13 protein-coding genes and 2 tRNA genes are annotated in these 14,998 nt (G+C 66.9%); 3 read left to right on the forward strand and 12 right to left on the reverse strand.

Annotation, left to right across the window (positions count from 1 at the left end; translation table 11 throughout):
- Positions 1-6 precede the first annotated feature (6 nt).
- Complete coding sequence (locus OV287_RS34665; RefSeq protein ID WP_267538325.1) at positions 7-2,745, reverse strand: glycosyltransferase; 2,739 nt, start codon at positions 2,743-2,745, stop codon at positions 7-9.
- Positions 2,746-3,190: 445 nt separating this feature from the next.
- Between OV287_RS34665 and OV287_RS34670 the strand changes: the two genes are divergently transcribed.
- The gene (locus OV287_RS34670) at positions 3,191-4,450 is read left to right on the forward strand and encodes a protoporphyrinogen/coproporphyrinogen oxidase (protein WP_267538326.1); all 1,260 of its coding nucleotides are present in this window, start codon (positions 3,191-3,193) and stop codon (positions 4,448-4,450) included.
- Between the two features lie 58 nt (positions 4,451-4,508).
- Here the strand turns inward: OV287_RS34670 and OV287_RS34675 are convergent, their stop codons facing one another.
- The 7 genes from OV287_RS34675 to OV287_RS34705 all read right to left on the reverse strand — a co-directional run bounded on the left by OV287_RS34675 (position 4,509) and on the right by OV287_RS34705 (position 9,874).
- Entirely contained in the window at positions 4,509-5,831 is a 1,323-nt protein-coding gene (locus tag OV287_RS34675; RefSeq protein WP_267538327.1) for an ABC transporter ATP-binding protein, read from the reverse strand.
- Entirely contained in the window at positions 5,831-6,610 is a 780-nt protein-coding gene (locus OV287_RS34680; RefSeq protein ID WP_267538328.1) for an ABC transporter permease, read from the reverse strand. The genes OV287_RS34675 and OV287_RS34680 overlap by 1 nt, the downstream gene beginning before the upstream one ends.
- 162 nt (positions 6,611-6,772) lie before the next feature.
- Positions 6,773-6,847 (reverse strand) — tRNA-Gly (locus OV287_RS34685).
- 16 nt (positions 6,848-6,863) lie between these two features.
- Positions 6,864-6,938, reverse strand: a tRNA-Gly gene (locus tag OV287_RS34690).
- An 82-nt stretch (positions 6,939-7,020) separates the two neighbouring features.
- On the reverse strand, positions 7,021-7,710 hold the full coding sequence (gene pgsA, locus OV287_RS34695; protein WP_267538329.1) for a CDP-diacylglycerol--glycerol-3-phosphate 3-phosphatidyltransferase: 690 nt from the start codon (positions 7,708-7,710) through the stop codon (positions 7,021-7,023).
- Positions 7,711-7,722: 12 nt separating this feature from the next.
- Positions 7,723-9,231, reverse strand: a complete 1,509-nt coding sequence (locus OV287_RS34700) for a tetratricopeptide repeat protein (RefSeq protein ID WP_267538330.1) — start codon at positions 9,229-9,231, stop codon at positions 7,723-7,725.
- A complete protein-coding gene (locus tag OV287_RS34705) occupies positions 9,185-9,874 on the reverse strand; it encodes a lytic transglycosylase domain-containing protein (protein WP_267538331.1) in 690 nt (229 codons plus the stop codon). The genes OV287_RS34700 and OV287_RS34705 overlap by 47 nt, the downstream gene beginning before the upstream one ends.
- An 87-nt stretch (positions 9,875-9,961) precedes the next feature.
- Here OV287_RS34705 and nadB point away from each other — a divergent pair, with 87 nt between their 5' ends.
- Together nadB and OV287_RS34715 are read left to right on the forward strand one after the other, a co-directional pair.
- The gene (gene nadB / locus OV287_RS34710) at positions 9,962-11,551 is read left to right on the forward strand and encodes an L-aspartate oxidase (RefSeq protein ID WP_267538332.1); all 1,590 of its coding nucleotides are present in this window, start codon (positions 9,962-9,964) and stop codon (positions 11,549-11,551) included.
- 22 nt (positions 11,552-11,573) lie between these two features.
- A complete protein-coding gene (locus OV287_RS34715) occupies positions 11,574-12,167 on the forward strand; it encodes an LOG family protein (protein ID WP_267538333.1) in 594 nt (197 codons plus the stop codon).
- Positions 12,168-12,182: 15 nt separating this feature from the next.
- Here the strand turns inward: OV287_RS34715 and OV287_RS34720 are convergent, their stop codons facing one another.
- The 4 genes from OV287_RS34720 to OV287_RS34735 form a co-directional block, all read right to left on the reverse strand.
- Positions 12,183-12,812, reverse strand: a complete 630-nt coding sequence (locus OV287_RS34720; protein WP_267538334.1) for a hypothetical protein — start codon at positions 12,810-12,812, stop codon at positions 12,183-12,185.
- Positions 12,809-13,378, reverse strand: coding sequence for an orotate phosphoribosyltransferase (pyrE, locus tag OV287_RS34725; RefSeq protein WP_267538335.1), 570 nt, complete (start codon positions 13,376-13,378; stop codon positions 12,809-12,811). The genes OV287_RS34720 and pyrE overlap by 4 nt, the downstream gene beginning before the upstream one ends.
- The gene (locus OV287_RS34730; RefSeq protein ID WP_267538336.1) at positions 13,375-14,211 is read right to left on the reverse strand and encodes a ParB/RepB/Spo0J family partition protein; all 837 of its coding nucleotides are present in this window, start codon (positions 14,209-14,211) and stop codon (positions 13,375-13,377) included. The genes pyrE and OV287_RS34730 overlap by 4 nt, the downstream gene beginning before the upstream one ends.
- Positions 14,212-14,284: 73 nt before the next feature.
- Entirely contained in the window at positions 14,285-14,995 is a 711-nt protein-coding gene (locus OV287_RS34735) for a bactofilin family protein (protein WP_267538337.1), read from the reverse strand.
- Between the last annotated feature and the right edge of the window lie 3 nt (positions 14,996-14,998).

Consider the following 14,998-nt stretch of genomic DNA (forward strand, 5'->3'; position numbering starts at 1 on the left):
GCCTCCTCAGCGTCCGGGGAATCCGCCCGTCTTCAGGCGCATCACCAGCCCATAGGGCGCGAAGTACTTGAAGATATACTTGGCCGCCCGGGAGCGGTCCGCGAGCGCGCCCTGTTCCATCTGGGTGACGAAGGTGAACGGCAGTGCGTTCTTCACCGCCTTGGTGGCCTCCCCCCGCAGGCGGTCGAGCAGCCACGCCCCATTCACCTTGAGCGCCGGCGGAACGAACCCGTCCACCGACACGCGCCGGTTGAACGTGATGCCGCGCAGACAGGAGTACCCCTGGATCAGCTCATCGAACGCCTTGTGTTCCTCGGGCTCCCGGATCCCCTCGAGCAGCAGACCGTAGTGGCCGTCGATCATCGGCCGGAGGATCTTGTTGAGGATGTAGCGACGCTTGCCCTCCGACAGCTGGGGGCTGCTCTCCATGAAGTCGCACAGCCGCCGGATGACCTGCTCGTGCTGCTTGTAGCGCCGCAGGAACCCCTCGTGGCTGACGGTCTGGTTGGGCCTGCCGAGGTAGTACCGGTAGACGTCGAGATCGTAGTACCGGACCGTCTCGACATAGGTGAGTCCGAGCGCGGCGTACTCCATGTCAACGTAGGCGATCTTCTCGTCCAGCCGCACGCCGGCCTTGCGCAGACATTCCGTCTTGAAGGCCGCCGTGGCGAGGACCGGGCCCCAGAGGCCGAAGCCGTAGGTGGGATCCGCGAGGGTATCGAAGGTGTAGGCGAGCCCCGGCGTCAGGTTGGCGTAGATCTCCTTCCGGACCAGCGTGTCGACCCCGGCCCAGTCCTCCGAGTAGTCCGTGACGACGACGTCCGCGTCCTCCTGGGCCAGGCGCTGCAGGAACTGGTTGAAGTTGTAGGAGTCCACCCAGTCGTCGGAGTCGACCACCCGGAAGTACTTGCCCCGCGCCTCCTCGATGCCTCGGTTGATGACGGAGCCGTGCCCGCCGTTCTCCTTGGCCACGACCCGGACGACTCCCGGATTCGCCTGCGCGAGCCGGTTCGCCACCTGGAGCGAGCCGTCCTTCGAGCCGTCGTCGATGATGAGCACCTCCATGTCCTCACGGGGCTGCCCCTGGACGAGCGAGGACACACACCGCTCGAGGAAGTGCTCCATGTTGTAGGTGGGCACGACGATGGTCAGCAGCTTGTCGGCCGAGGCGGAGACCTGGACGGGCGCCGGCTGCTCCCGCTCCTGCTGGATGAGGGAGATCTCCTTCTTGATGGTGTTCTCGTACGAGCAGACGTTCCGGACGTGCTCGGACATCCGCCGCGACGCGTTCTCGAAGTGCTCGGGCTCCTCGTACAGCCGCTCGATGATGCGGGCCAGCTCCTGCGGGTTCTCGCTCGAGGCGAGCGTCCCCACCTCCGGCGTCAGGAACTCCGGGATGGCCGTGTTGTGGGAGGAGACCACCACGAGCCCCGAGCTGGCCGCCTCGCAGCCGGAGACGCCCTGGGCGTCATAGCGGGTCGGGAACAGCGCGATGCCCGCCTCCGCGTGGGCCTTGGTGATGCCCGTGTGATCGAGGAAGCGGCGGTGGATGATGACGTTCTCGAACCCGGCGATGGGCGCCAGGAGCTGGGGGTGTGCCCCGCCATCTCCGTAGACGTGGAAGCGCAGCTCCTTGAAGAACGGACGCTTGGAGAGCTCGACGATCGCCATCACCGCGAGCTCCACCGCGTACTTCTTCTCGTTGTCATACCGGCGCAGGAGGAAGATGTCCTTGCGCCGCTCCGGCGGCTTCGGCACGTACTTGAAGATGCGCTCGTCGACGAAGTTGGGAATCACGTGCGCATCGCGGAACTTCAGCCCCAGCAGTTCCTCCGAGCGGCGGCGCTGCCAATCCGAGACGAACACCCAGCGCACGTTGCGCTTCTCGCTGTACTTGCGAGCGTAGTGCTCGAGCTGCTGGTACTTGCTCACGACCGACGCATCCGGGGGACGCGGCTTGCAGAAGTAGGGGCCGTTCACGCTGGGGAGATCCCAGAACAGGGTCTCCGGCCCATGGCACCAGAGGATGAGCTCCGTCGACGTGTTCTTCAGCGCCCGATCCAGGGCGTGGGCGTAGAACTCGTCAAAGAAGTGCACCAGGATCTTCTTGAACCGGTACTTGCTCAACACCCGCTGCAGCTCGGTCACGCTGCCGCGCAGCACCTGCACACCCTCGAACTCGTAGATGCACTGGTACTGGTACTCGCCAAAGCCGCAGAAGACGATGGGGCGCAGCCCCTGCTGCTGGTACTCGCGCACCCGCGCGTGGACGAAGCCGCTGAGGTACAGGTGGAACGAGGAGGGATAGGTCGGGGTGACCAGCAGGACGCGATCCTCCTCGATGTGATTCTCGAAGAGGTCGGCCTCGCCCTCGGAGAGCGACACCTCCAGCGCATCGAGCCGCACCGAGGCATTGCCATTCATCTCCAGGCTCACGCTGATGCTCGCACTGGCCGGCACCTGGAACACGCTCGTCGAGCTCAGCGGCACCGGGTAGTGCAAGTGACCACCGACATTCACGCGCACCGAGAACCCGCTCCCCTTGACCAGCTCCCCCGCGACGCGAAGGGTGAGCGACTGCTTCTCGGCGCTCGTGCTGGACAGCAGGGGATGCTTGAGCGGCACCGACATCCGCTGGCTGGACGAGTTGTGGATGACGATGTGGTTGTCCGAGGTGGACACCCTGACGTCACTGGGGAACTCCCAATCCTTGGAGATCCCGTTGACGGGCGCGTGGGTATACAAAGTGGCTCCTCGCTACTTGGAGATTAAGGGTAGGCCCGACCGAGCATGGACACGCCCGCGCGGAAATCCCCAGCGGGGTGTATCAACAAGCCTTCGGGCTCGGAATGAGATCCATGCCGCCGGCCCAGCATGGGATGAGCGCCTGGTACCACGAGGTGCAGGCCTGACTGCGGCCGAAGGAGCATTGCTACGCCATCTTGATTCATCTTTAGCGCGGCGTGCAGTCGCTCCCGCCTCTCCAGACTTCCATCCGCTCATTGAATCATGCTAGGGCGGCCCGCGCAACGCCCAGACCCGCCTGCCAGGTCCGTGAGCGGCGCCTCTCAGGCCCGTCTCCAGACGGTGGCACTGCTTGTAGGCCTGGGACCCCGACTGTTATAAGCCGCGCCTCTTTCCTTCCAGCTTTTGGGTGGCCCCTCGGTATGAACCGAGGGCGCGGTGAATCATGCAAGAAGTCGAAACGTTGATTGTGGGTGGAGGTATCACGGGGCTCTCGGTCGCCGCATTTCTGGGCAAGCAGGCGGATTACCTCCTGCTGGAGCGGGAGCAGGAGCTGGGCGGCTACTGCCGCACCATCCAGCGGGACGGCTTCACCTGGGACTACTCGGGCCACTTCTTCCACTTCCGTCACGCCCGCATCGAGCAGTGGCTGCGCGAGCGCATGCCCGGTGAGGAGATCCGCACCGTCACCAAGCGCTCCTTCATCCACTTCGCGGACAAGTGGTTGGACTTCCCCTTCCAGAAGAACATCCACCAGCTCCCCCAGCAGGACTTCATCGACTGTCTGCACGATCTCTACTTCGCTCAGCAGCAGAAGGCGGGACCGGAGCCGCGCCACTTCGAGGAGATGCTGTTCGCGCGCTATGGCCGCGGCATGGCGGAGAAGTTCCTCATCCCCTACAACGAGAAGCTCTACGCCACGCCCCTGAGCCACCTGGACGTGGACGCAATGGGCCGCTTCTTCCCGCACGTGTCACTGGAAGACGTGGTGCGCAACATGCGCAGCGCGGACAACTCCAGCTACAACGGAAGCTTCACCTACCCCGCGGGTGGGGCCGTCTCCTACGTGAAGGCGCTGGCGAGCGAGGTGCGGCCGGAGTCGGTGCGGCTGGGTGAGTCCATCACCCGCATCGATCCACAGGCGCGCGTGGTGGAGACGACGAAGGGGACGTACCGCTACAAGCGCCTGGTGAGCTCCATGCCCTTCCCCCACCTGCTGCGGCTGTGCGGCTGGGGAGACCGGGTGGCGCCGCTGACGTGGAACCAGGTGCTCGTCTTCAACCTGGGCTTCGACAGCAAGGGGCCTCGGGACGTGCACTGGGTGTACTACCCCCAGCGCGACCTGCCCTTCTACCGGGTGGGCTTCTACGACAACATCTTCGACACGGAGCGGATGAGCTTGTACGTCGAGCTCGGCTTCGACCGCGAGGCCCGGCCGGATCCCGAGGTGTACCTGCCGCGCGTGATCGAAGGGCTCTCCAAGGTGGGCGTCGTCAAGGAGCACAAGCTCGTGGCGTGGCACTCGGTGCTGATGAACCCGGCCTACGTCCACATCAACGCCCCCTCCACCGCGCTCTACGAGCAGTTCCGCACGGAGATGGCGCCGCTCGGCTTGTACTCCATGGGCCGCTACGGCCGGTGGACGTACTGCTCCATCGAGGACAACATCCTCGAGGCCGAAGCCTGGGTGCGCGCCCAGGCCTAGGCACCTGCTGGCGGGCCCGGGTTAGCGCTCCCTGCGGGGAGTCACCCGGGCCTCACGCTCAGGACGCCGTGAGGCGCAGAGACTGCTCCTCCGGACGCACCGCGGGCACCGCCTCCACCACCCACTGGTGTGGCGGACGGAAGAGGCCCGCATCCTCGCGCTCGGAGACCACCTTGAAGCGGCAGCGGGCCGCGCTCGCCGCCTGGGACGTGGCACCGGCCACCTTCACCCGGACCGCCAGCACGTACTCCCCGCCGAGCAGCCCCAGCCGCCCCGACTGCAGGCGCAGGCGCCCCTGGCTCGGCAGCGGCTTCGGGAGGTGAACGGCGTCGATCCGGGTGCTCGTCCGGTACAAGAACGTACCGTCTCCCTTCTCGAGCGCCACCTCGAACTCCGCCCCTTCCACTCCCTCCCGGGCGGTGTAGTCGATCTGCACTTCCACCGGCTGCTCCGGAGACAGCGTCCGGAGCTCCTCCCCGGACGGGTCTCGCAGCGACACCGAGAGCCCCACCGGGGCGCTCTCCGCCTGAGGCACCTCCGCCTTCTCCTCGGGCACCTGGGGCAACCCTCCCTCGGAGAGCGCGGGCGGGGTGAAGACGACGGATTGGGCCTCTGCGATGGCCACCGCCTTGCGGTACTCCTCGGCCACCTCGGCGGGCGCGCCCACCCGGCGGATGCGGCCGCCGTCGATCCACGCCGCCACGTCGCACCAGCGCTTGACCGTCTCCAGGTCGTGCGTCACCAGGACGATCGTCTTTCCCTGGCGCTTGAACTCCATCATCTTCGCCATGCTCTTCTTGCTGAAGTGCTCGTCGCCCACGGCGAGGATCTCATCCACGATGAGGATGTCGGGCTCGACGTGCGTGGCCACCGAGAAGGCCAGCCGCATGTACATGCCGCTGGAATAGGTGCGCACCGGCTCGTCGATGAAGTCCCCCAGCTCGCAGAAGGCGATGATGTCGTTCATCTTCGCCTGCACCTCGGCCCGCGACATGCCGAGGATGATGCCGTTGATGAGGATGTTCTCCCGTCCAGAGAAGTCCGGGTGGAAGCCGGCACCGAGATCCAACAGCGCGGAGATGCGCCCGTTGACGGTGATGTTGCCGGAGGTAGGGGTGTAGATGCCGGTGATGAGCTTGAGCAGGGTGCTCTTTCCCGAGCCGTTGCGCCCGAGGATGGCCATCGTCTTGCCCCGAGGCACGTTCAGGGTGATGCCCCGCAGGGACTCGATCAGCCCCGCCTGCCGGGCGCGGCGCTGTCCCCGCAACCAGCTCACCAGCTCCGACTTGAAGGTGGTGTACTCGCCCTTGATGGTCCTCTTCTTGAAGCTCTTCACCACGTCCTGGATGACGATGGCGTCCTGGGTCTCTTGCGTGGCCATCAGATGAACTCCGCGAACTCTTCGCGACGGCTTTCGAAAATCTGCGTGGAGCCCCACAGCAGCACCAGCGAGGCGACGAACAGCAGCCCCAGTGGCAGCAGTTCCGGCAGCCGGTGCTCGTAGAAGAGAGCCTGGTACGAGGTGATGATGATGGCCATGGGGTTGGCCACCTGCACCATCGTCTGGAACTCCGCGGGGATGGTGTCCATCCGGTAGAGCACCGGCGTGATGAAGAACCACAGCGTCAACAGGTTCAGCACGATGTACTGCAGATCCCGGAACGTCACGTTCAGAGCCGAGATGAGGTACACCACGGCCAGGGTGAAGCAGAGCTGGATGAGCAGCACCACGGGGAAGAGGAGCATGTGCCAGGTGGGCCACACCCCGAAGAACATCCCCAGCACCAGCATCAGCGGCAGCGAGAGGATGAAGTTGCACAGGTTGGTGGCCACCACCGTGGCGGGCAACACCTGGGCCGGGAAGCGCACCTTCGTCATCAGGTCGCGCCGATCACTGATGGCGCTGGCCCCCGCTCCCACCGAGGAGGTGAACCAGATCCACGGCAGCAGCCCGACGAACATGAAGTAGGGGTAGTTCTCTACCCGGTTCTTCATGAAGACGCCGAAGACCAGGACGTACACCAACATGTAGAGAGTCGGGTTGAGGAACGTCCAGAGGAACCCAAGCATCGAGCCCCGGTAGCGTGCCTTGAGCTCGCGCTGCACCAAGCTGAGCAGGAGCCCCCGATACTGGTAGATCTCCCGGAAGTGGCGAATCATGCGGCACTATCCATACAGCAAAGCCTCGCCCCGAGGCGAGGACGGACAGGGGCCCCTGGATTCACGCCCATGAGGGCCTGCTCGCACGCTCGCTCTCCAGCTGAGAGGCAGAGGGGAGCGCAAAACAAAAAGGCCCCCTGGTTTCCCAGGGAGCCTTTTTTCTGGAGCGGGAAAAGGGATTTGAACCCTCGACCCTCGCCTTGGCAAGGCGATGCTCTACCGCTGAGCTATTCCCGCATCAGGCCGGAGTATGTGGAGCGGGAAAAGGGATTTGAACCCTCGACCCTCGCCTTGGCAAGGCGATGCTCTACCGCTGAGCTATTCCCGCGTTCCGACTCCTGATTGCCCCCGGCGTTGCCTCGCGGCGACGTCGAAAGCGAGGGGGGATATACAATTCGGTCCCAGGTGCGTCAAGCCTTCTGTGCGTCCGCCCCGCTCCCCCGTCTGGCGAGCATGGAGAGGAAGGCACGGAAGTACACGACGGCACTCCACACCGAGAACGCCCCCGACAGGTACACCAACAACTGACCCACCTTGTTGAAGTCCACGGGCGCTGCGTAGAAGCCCACGTCGATGATGTGCTCGTAGTGCACGCAGAGCGAAATGATGCCCACGAGCTGGAGGGAGGTCTTCCACTTGCCCTCCTGCCCGGCGGCGATGACCATGCCCTCGCTCGCCGCGATGGTGCGCAGGCCGCTGACGATGAACTCGCGCGCCAGCAGCACGATGACGATCCACGCAGCGATGCGCCCCAGCCGCACCATCATCACCAGAGCCGCCATGGCGATGAGCTTGTCGGCCAGCGGGTCCATGAACTTGCCCACCACGGTGATGAGGTTCCACCGGCGCGCCAGGTAGCCATCCACCACGTCAGTGATGGAGGCCACCGCGAACACCGCCGCCGCGAGCAGAGAGGAGAGCGGATCCGCGTCGTAGGTGAGCCAGACGAAGACGGGGATGAGGAAGATGCGGCCCAGCGTCAGGATGTTGGGGAGGTTCCAGAACTCCTGGACGAGCACGCTGGGCTGGCGCGCCGCCCGACGCCGCGCCCGCTCCTCCTTCTTCTGACGCTTCCGCAACGCACGCTCAGCTCGATCCATGTCGGAGGCCTTCTACCGGACTGGCAGGGCGATGAGGGCAAATCCTTCACCGCTCAGTTCCACGGCGACGCGGGGAGAACTCTCCTCCCCAGGCAGAGCCACTACCCGGGGGGCCACCTTGCCCTGCCAGCCCACCAGGTGAGACAGGGGAACCGTCACGGACGTCTCCCCGGTGACAGGCACCGTGCGCAAGGTCCCGCCCAGGCTCAGCACCACCTTGCCCTGCCCGCGCAGGTACACCAGTTCCAGGTCCGACACCGCCTCCGAGGGCACCTTGCCATTCTCGAAGGCCACCACCTCCTCGAACGCGAAGACGCACTCCTCGCGCACGTAGGCGCCCTCGTCCCCCAGGTCCACCGCCAGAAAGGAGCGCGACCCGGCCGGCTCGAGGAAGAGCACTCCCTGGCCGCTGGCGCGCACGAACCGGCTCGCGCCGTCGCCAAAGGGCTGGTCCGTGGGACGACCCCGGAAGCGTTTCACCTCCGGCTGGAACTGGAGCTGCCCGGTGAAGGCCACCAACCCCTCCAGCCGCGTGAGCAGCTCGCCCTCCACTCGCACGGAGAAGCTGCCGTTGCCCACCCGGAAGGGCTGGTCCTGGCTCGCCCCCGCCAACGCCAGCGCGGGAACCAGCTCGGCCAGCACGGGGACTTCTGAACCCGACCGAAAGGCGCTGACCCTCGGCGGCAACTCGGGGACGGCCTCCTCGAGCGACTGAGGCAGCGGCTGGCTCGGAGTCACCGTCTGAGACGTCTCCTCGAAGACAGCCTCGGTCCGCGCCTCCACGCCCGCCCCGCCGTCCAAGCCCGCTGTACCCGGCTGGTCCCCGGAGAGCGCTCGGGGCCCTTCGTCCTCAGCGAACCGCAGATCTTCCGGATCCTCCGCTTCCGCAGGCGTGGGCGCGGGGACGGCGGAGGGTGTCTCGTCCAGACCGAACTGCGTGCCCCACTGTCCCTCCACGGGAGCCACCGGACGCGGGGTGGTCGCAGGAGCCCGGGGAACGATGGGGATGGCCCTCGAAGGCCGGACGGGATTATCCCCCGCGATGGCCCTGGCCATCTTGTCCGCCATCAGCTCACTGCCCGCCTTGACGAAGTGCTCGCGGGCGCGGCCGTACTCCCCGGCCTGCGCCAGGGCCAGCCCCAGGTAGTTGTGCGCCTTCTGGTGGTCCGGCTGCAGGTCCGTCGCGGCCTCGAACTCGCGCATCGCCCGCTGCAGGGCGTTCGTCTTCAGGTACACAAGTCCCAGGTTGACGCGCAGCGTGGCGTCCACCGGGTTGTCGCGCACCAAGGCCTCGTAGATCTCCGCCGCCCGCTCGAAGAGGCCCAGCTTGAAGTAGGCCAGCCCGAGCAGGTTGCGACCCTTCTCGTTCCTGGGTTGAAGCTGGTGGGCCCGCTCGAGCAACTGCCGCGCCTCGGGCACTCGGCCCTGCGCCAGCAGCTCCCCGCCCTGGTAGAGCTGCTTGAGGAACTCCTCGTCAACGGGGCTCTTCTGCCCCCGCCCCGTCACGCGCGTCGTCGCCATCGGAATCCGTCCCGCGGGGCTCGTCCTTCGTGAGCCGTTCGCGCTCTTTATAATGGGAGTAGAGCTGGAGCACCTTGCGAACGTAGGCCTGCGTCTCCGGGTACGGCGGCACCTTCCCCCCGTACTTGCGCACGGCGTCCGGACCCGCGTTATACGCGGCCACCATCTTCACCATGTCCCCATTGAAGAGGTTGGCCAGCACCCGCAGGTAGCGCACCCCACCCTCGATGTTGTCCCGGGTGTCGAAGATGTCCTTCACGTACATCTCCGAGGCCGTCGCCGGCATGAGCTGCATCAACCCACTGGCGCCCTTGGGGGACAGCGCGTTGGTGTTGAAGTTGCTCTCCGTGTGCATGATGGCCCGCACCAGCGCGGTGGGGATGCGGTAGCGCTCGGCGGCCTTGACGATGTGCGGCTCGAACTCCGACGGAGTACGCGACCGGCCCTTCACGGGGGCGGTGGGCGCGGGCGCCTCGGAGAAGGTGCCCTTGAGCTTGCTCGCCTTCTTGGCGCCGGGAGGCGGGACGTTCGTGTAGACGATGGTCCCGTCCTTCTCCACGTACCTGTAGATGCCCTCGGACGCCTGGGCTCCCAGGGGGGCAAGCAACAGCGCGGGCAGCAGCAGGAAGGAAATGGCTCGCATATCGGCCCCCCAACCTTAGATCCCCGGCCAAAAGTCCTCAAGAAATCGCCTTGTTTCCGGCACTTACAGCCATTAAGGGTCTGACACATGCCCCATCGGTTCGACTTCCTGGTTTTGGGCGGTGGAGTGGCCGGTCTCTCGTTGGCCCTCCAGGCGGCCCGGCACGGTACTGTCGCGGTCCTCACCAAGCGGGACAGGCATGAGGGCAACACCGCCTATGCCCAGGGTGGCATCGCCAGCGTGTTGTCGCCCACCGATACCTTCGAGCAGCACATCCAGGACACCCTGGAGGCCGGCGCCGGCCTCAACCACCTGGACGCGGTGGAGGTGACGGTGCGCGAGGGCCCCGATCGCATCCGCGAGCTGGTGACCCTGGGGGCGGAGTTCAACCGGCGGGCCACGGGTGAGTTCGATCTCACGCGCGAGGGCGGCCACTCCCAGCGCCGCATCATCCACTCGGGCGACATCACCGGGCGGGAGGTGCAGCGGGCCCTGATGGACGCGTGCGACGCACAGCCCAACATCACCTTCTTCCAGAACACCTCGGCCATCGATCTGATCCTCGACCGGAGGCCGGGCCCGGGCGTCCCTGGCCGGTGCCTGGGGGTGTACGCGCTCACGGCCGCGGGCCACATCGAGCGCTTCCTCGGCAAGGTGACGGTGCTGGCCACGGGAGGAGCGGGCAAGGTGTACCTCTATACCTCCAACCCGGACGTGGCCACCGGCGACGGCGTGGCCATGGCGTACCGGGCGGGGGCAGAGGTGGCCAACATGGAGTTCTACCAGTTCCACCCCACCTGCCTGTACCACCCGGAGGCCAAGAGCTTCCTCATCAGTGAGGCGCTGCGCGGCGAGGGCGGCAAGCTGCGACTGCGCAACGGCCAGCAGTTCATGGACCGCTACCACCGGCTGGGCGAGCTGGCCCCGCGCGACGTGGTGGCACGAGCCATCGACGCGGAGCTCAAGCGCACCGGTGACGACAGCGTCTTCCTGGACATGACGCACCTGGGACGCGCCTTCATCATGGAGCGCTTCCCGAACATCTACGCCACCTGCAAGGCCTTCAACATCGACATGGCCGTGCAGCCCATCCCCGTGGTGCCCGCGGCCCACTACATGTGCGGCGGCGTGGTGACGGACCTGCACGGACGCACCAGCGTCCCGGGCCTCTACGCCATCGGCGAGGTGGCCCATACCGGCCTGCATGGTGCCAACCGGCTCGCCTCCAACTCGCTGCTGGAGGGGCTCGTCTACGGCCACCGCGCCGCCGCCATCTGCGCCGAGGAGATCCGCACCCTCTCCCCGCTCAAGGAGGATCCGCCCGAGTGGGACGAGGGCAGCGCGGTGGACTCGGACGAGAGCGTCGTCGTCACCCACAACTGGGATGAGATTCGCCGTCTGATGTGGAACTACGTGGGCATTGTCCGCACGGACAAGCGGCTGATGCGAGCGCGCCGCCGGCTGGAGCTGCTGCGTGAGGAGATCCGCGACTACTACTGGCGCTTCAAGGTGACACGCGACGTCATCGAGCTGCGCAACATCTGCGAGGTGGCGAGCCTCATCGTGGACTGCGCCAGCCGGCGCAAGGAGAGCCGCGGCCTGCACTTCACGCTGGACTACCCCAACACGGACGAGCACCACTGGAAGCGCGACACCGTCGTCCGCCGCGAGCTGTGAGTACCTGGAGGTTCTTCCCGAAATGGAACTGAAATCAGTCTGTGTCTTCTGCGGCTCGCGGATGGGTGCGCGGCCCGAGTACGTCGAGGGAGCCCGGGCACTGGGCGCGGAGATCGCCCGGCGGGGCCTCACCCTCGTCTATGGCGGTACGATCGTGGGACTGATGGGCGCCATGGCGGACGCGGCCCTCGCGCAAGGGGGCAAGGTGGTAGGCGTGCTGCCCCACGTGCTGAGCGATCGGGAGATCGCCCACAAGGGCCTCACCGAGCTGCACCTGGTAGACTCCATGCACACGCGCAAGGCGATGATGGCCCAGCTCTCGGGCGCCTTCATTGCCATGCCCGGCGGAGTGGGAACCTTCGAGGAGCTCTTTGAGATCACCACCTGGGCCCAGCTCGGCATCCACCACAAGCCCATTGGCCTGCTCAACGTGGCGGACTTCTACGGGCCACTGCTGGCGCTGATGGGGCGCGCGGTGGACGAGGGCTTCATCCCCGAGGCGCGCGCCCAGCCCTTCGCCTGCGAGGCCTCGCCGGCCGCGCTGCTGGATCAGCTCCAGCGGGCCGGGCAGCCGCTCACCCCGGAGAAGCCGGTGCTGCGACCTGACCAGACCTGAGCTGCCGGGTGCACATCAGTGCGCGTGCACCCGCATCTCCACCTTGCCGAGCGAGGAGGCCATACGCAGCACCACGCGCTCCATGCCAGGGGCGATGACGAGCCTGCCGTCCGGATACGTGGCGGGGAAGCGCACGCGGTAGCCCACCCAGAAGGTGCCCATGTACGGGTAGAAGGAGCGCATCTCCATGTCCGAGCGCCCTACCCGCTCCACGCTCACGGGCTTCAGCTCACCCGCGGGCGTCACCATCACCATGTTCCAGATGGACGAGGGCCGGTCGAAGTCGTCGTAGCGGTAGTTGAAGACGTGGACGCCGAGGAAGAACTCGTTCGTCGCCGCCGCCTCCGCGAACTCCCGCGTGAGGATCTCCTGCACGCGCGCCTGCGTCAGGGTCTTGAAGGCGGCCTCGCGGCGCACGCGGGCCTCGCGGAAGGCCTGTGTCTGCAGCGTGGCCGCGGCGAACATCACCGTGTCGAAGCCGCTGTAGAGCTCGGCGCGATCCGTGTACTTCTCCAGCACCTCCTGGTAGCCGAGCTCCTTGCGCTCGTCCTTGAAACCAGGCGGCGGATCTCCCAGCGTGGGAGGCGTCGAGACACAGCCCGCAAGCGCCATCATCAGCGCCCCGAGCCGCAACTGCATCTTCATGGAATGAAGTCCTTGCGGGTGTACAGGGTGAAGAGCCGGTGTCCGGCGGCCTCGACCGCCTCGCGTCCGCCCTCCAGTCTATCCACCAACGCAAACGCCCCAAGCACCCGCAGCCCTTCCTGCTGAGCCCGCTCGATTGCCTTGAGCGTGGAGGCGCCCGTGGTGACCACGTCCTCGAGAATGGCCACCGGCGAGCCGGGAGGGAGTGCCTTCATGCCCTCGATCCACTGGCCGGTGCCATGGCCCTTCGGCTCCTTGCGGACGATGAAGGCATGCAGCGGCGTGCCCGACAGGTAGCTCGTCAGGCTGACGGCCGAGGCGAGCGGATCCGCGCCCAGCGTCAGGCCACCCACCGCCACCGCCTCGGGGGCCTCTCGCTGCACGGCCTGAAGCAGCAGTCGGCCAATGAGGAAGTGCCCCTCGGCCAGCAGCGCCGTGCGCTTGCAGTCGATGTAGAAGTCCGACTCCTTGCCGGAGGAGAGCACCACCTTGCGCCGCTCGAAGGATCGCTCCGTGAGCACCTCCAGCAAGCGGGCCCTGTCACGCGCGAGCGCGTTCCCTGTCACAAGCGCTCCAACCAGGCCACGAGGTCCGCGGAGTAGCGCAGCTGAGTGATCAGCTCCTGCTTCCGCGTCTCATCCAGGTCCGCGAACACGTCCGCCAGCAGCGCCAGATCCTGGTTGAGATCCACCAGCCGCTGGGTGGCCTCGGCGGCCAGCTCGTCCGCGTCGACCTCCTCTTCCACCGTCTCGGAGGCCAGCGACTCGTCGGGGGCAACCAGCGCCTTGTCCAGCATGTCCCGGGCGATGGGCGTCAACCGCCCCTCGGCCTCGAGCCGGGCCTTCAGCTCCTCCAGCTCCTCCGGCTCCACCGGCGAGACATGGATGGCCGAGGCCAGCGCCATCAACAGCGCATCCTCGTCCGACAGGTCCGTGTGCAGGCGGGCCAGCACCCGGTCCCGCTTCAGGAACCGTAGAGCCGCCACCCGACGGAAGCCGGAGATGATCTGGAACCGGTCCGGCGGCTTGAAGCGCACATCCACCGGGAAGAGCTGCCCCAACCGCGCCAGGTCGGTGGCCAGCGCGGACAGATCTCCCAGCGGGCGGATCTGGAAAGTGGTGTCCTCGTCAATCCGCTCCAGCGGAATATGGGCAGGAGCCACGTGCCCCTTGCGACGCGGAGCAACGGCCTCCACCACCTCAGGCGGAGCCGCGGAGGACTGACCACTCTCCCCCTCCCCTGCCCCAGCTTCGGACGCAGAGGCATCCCCCGTTCCCTCCTCCGTGGAGGAAGCGGCGGAGGACTCAGGAGCGGACTCCCCGGGCGACGACTCCTCGGCCGGGGTGCTCGGCTTCGCGTCCTCCTCGTCGATTCTGTTCTCGGCGTTCATGGCGTTCATCGGCACCCCTGGATCGGCCCGTCGTAGCGCCGCGGACGGCGGTGCGGCGGCGCGAAGGCGCCACCACAACGCTTTAACGACCCTTCTTCTTCACCACGACCTTCTTCCTGGCAGCCTCAGCCACTGTCGGCGGGACCGGCGCGGAGGCCGGCGGCCGAGGAGGCTCGGGGCGGGTAGGCTCGGCGGCCCTGGCAGCGGGCGGAGCCGGAGGCGCCGGACGGGCCGCCGCGGTGGCTCCCGGTGCGGGCGGAGGCGTTGGACGCGCAGTAGGCGCGGTGGCGGCCGAGCGGGTGGCCGCCGGAGCAGCGGGCGGCGTAGGACGCGAACCCGGAAGCGCCGGACGGGCCGGAGCAGCACCCGGACGCACCGCGGGACGCACGGTGGTGCTCGGACGCGGCAGCGCCGAACGATCGGACGGCATGCGACCCGGCTCCACCTCACCCATGTCCACGCGACCGCGGAAGCTCGCACCATCCACGATGATGACGCGCGGGGCATGGATGTCGCCCACCATGCGGCCCTCGCGGGTGAGCTCCACGCTCTCGGTGGCGTTGATGTTGCCCACCACCACGCCACTGACGATGGCGTTCTTCACCGCCACGTTCGCCTTCACCACGCCCGTGGGCTCCACGATGAGGGTGCGGCTCAGCGTGAGCTCGCCCTCGACGCGGCCGCGCACGGTCAAGTCCTCGTCACCCGTCAGCTTGCCGCTGATGAGGATGGACTGACCCACCACGGTGTTGTTGACGTTGGCCCCTTGGGCCAGTTCCTTCGCGGTGGCCAAGGA

It is taken from the genome of Archangium lansingense (assembly GCF_026626635.1).
Classification (GTDB): Bacteria; Myxococcota; Myxococcia; order Myxococcales; family Myxococcaceae; genus Archangium; species Archangium lansingense.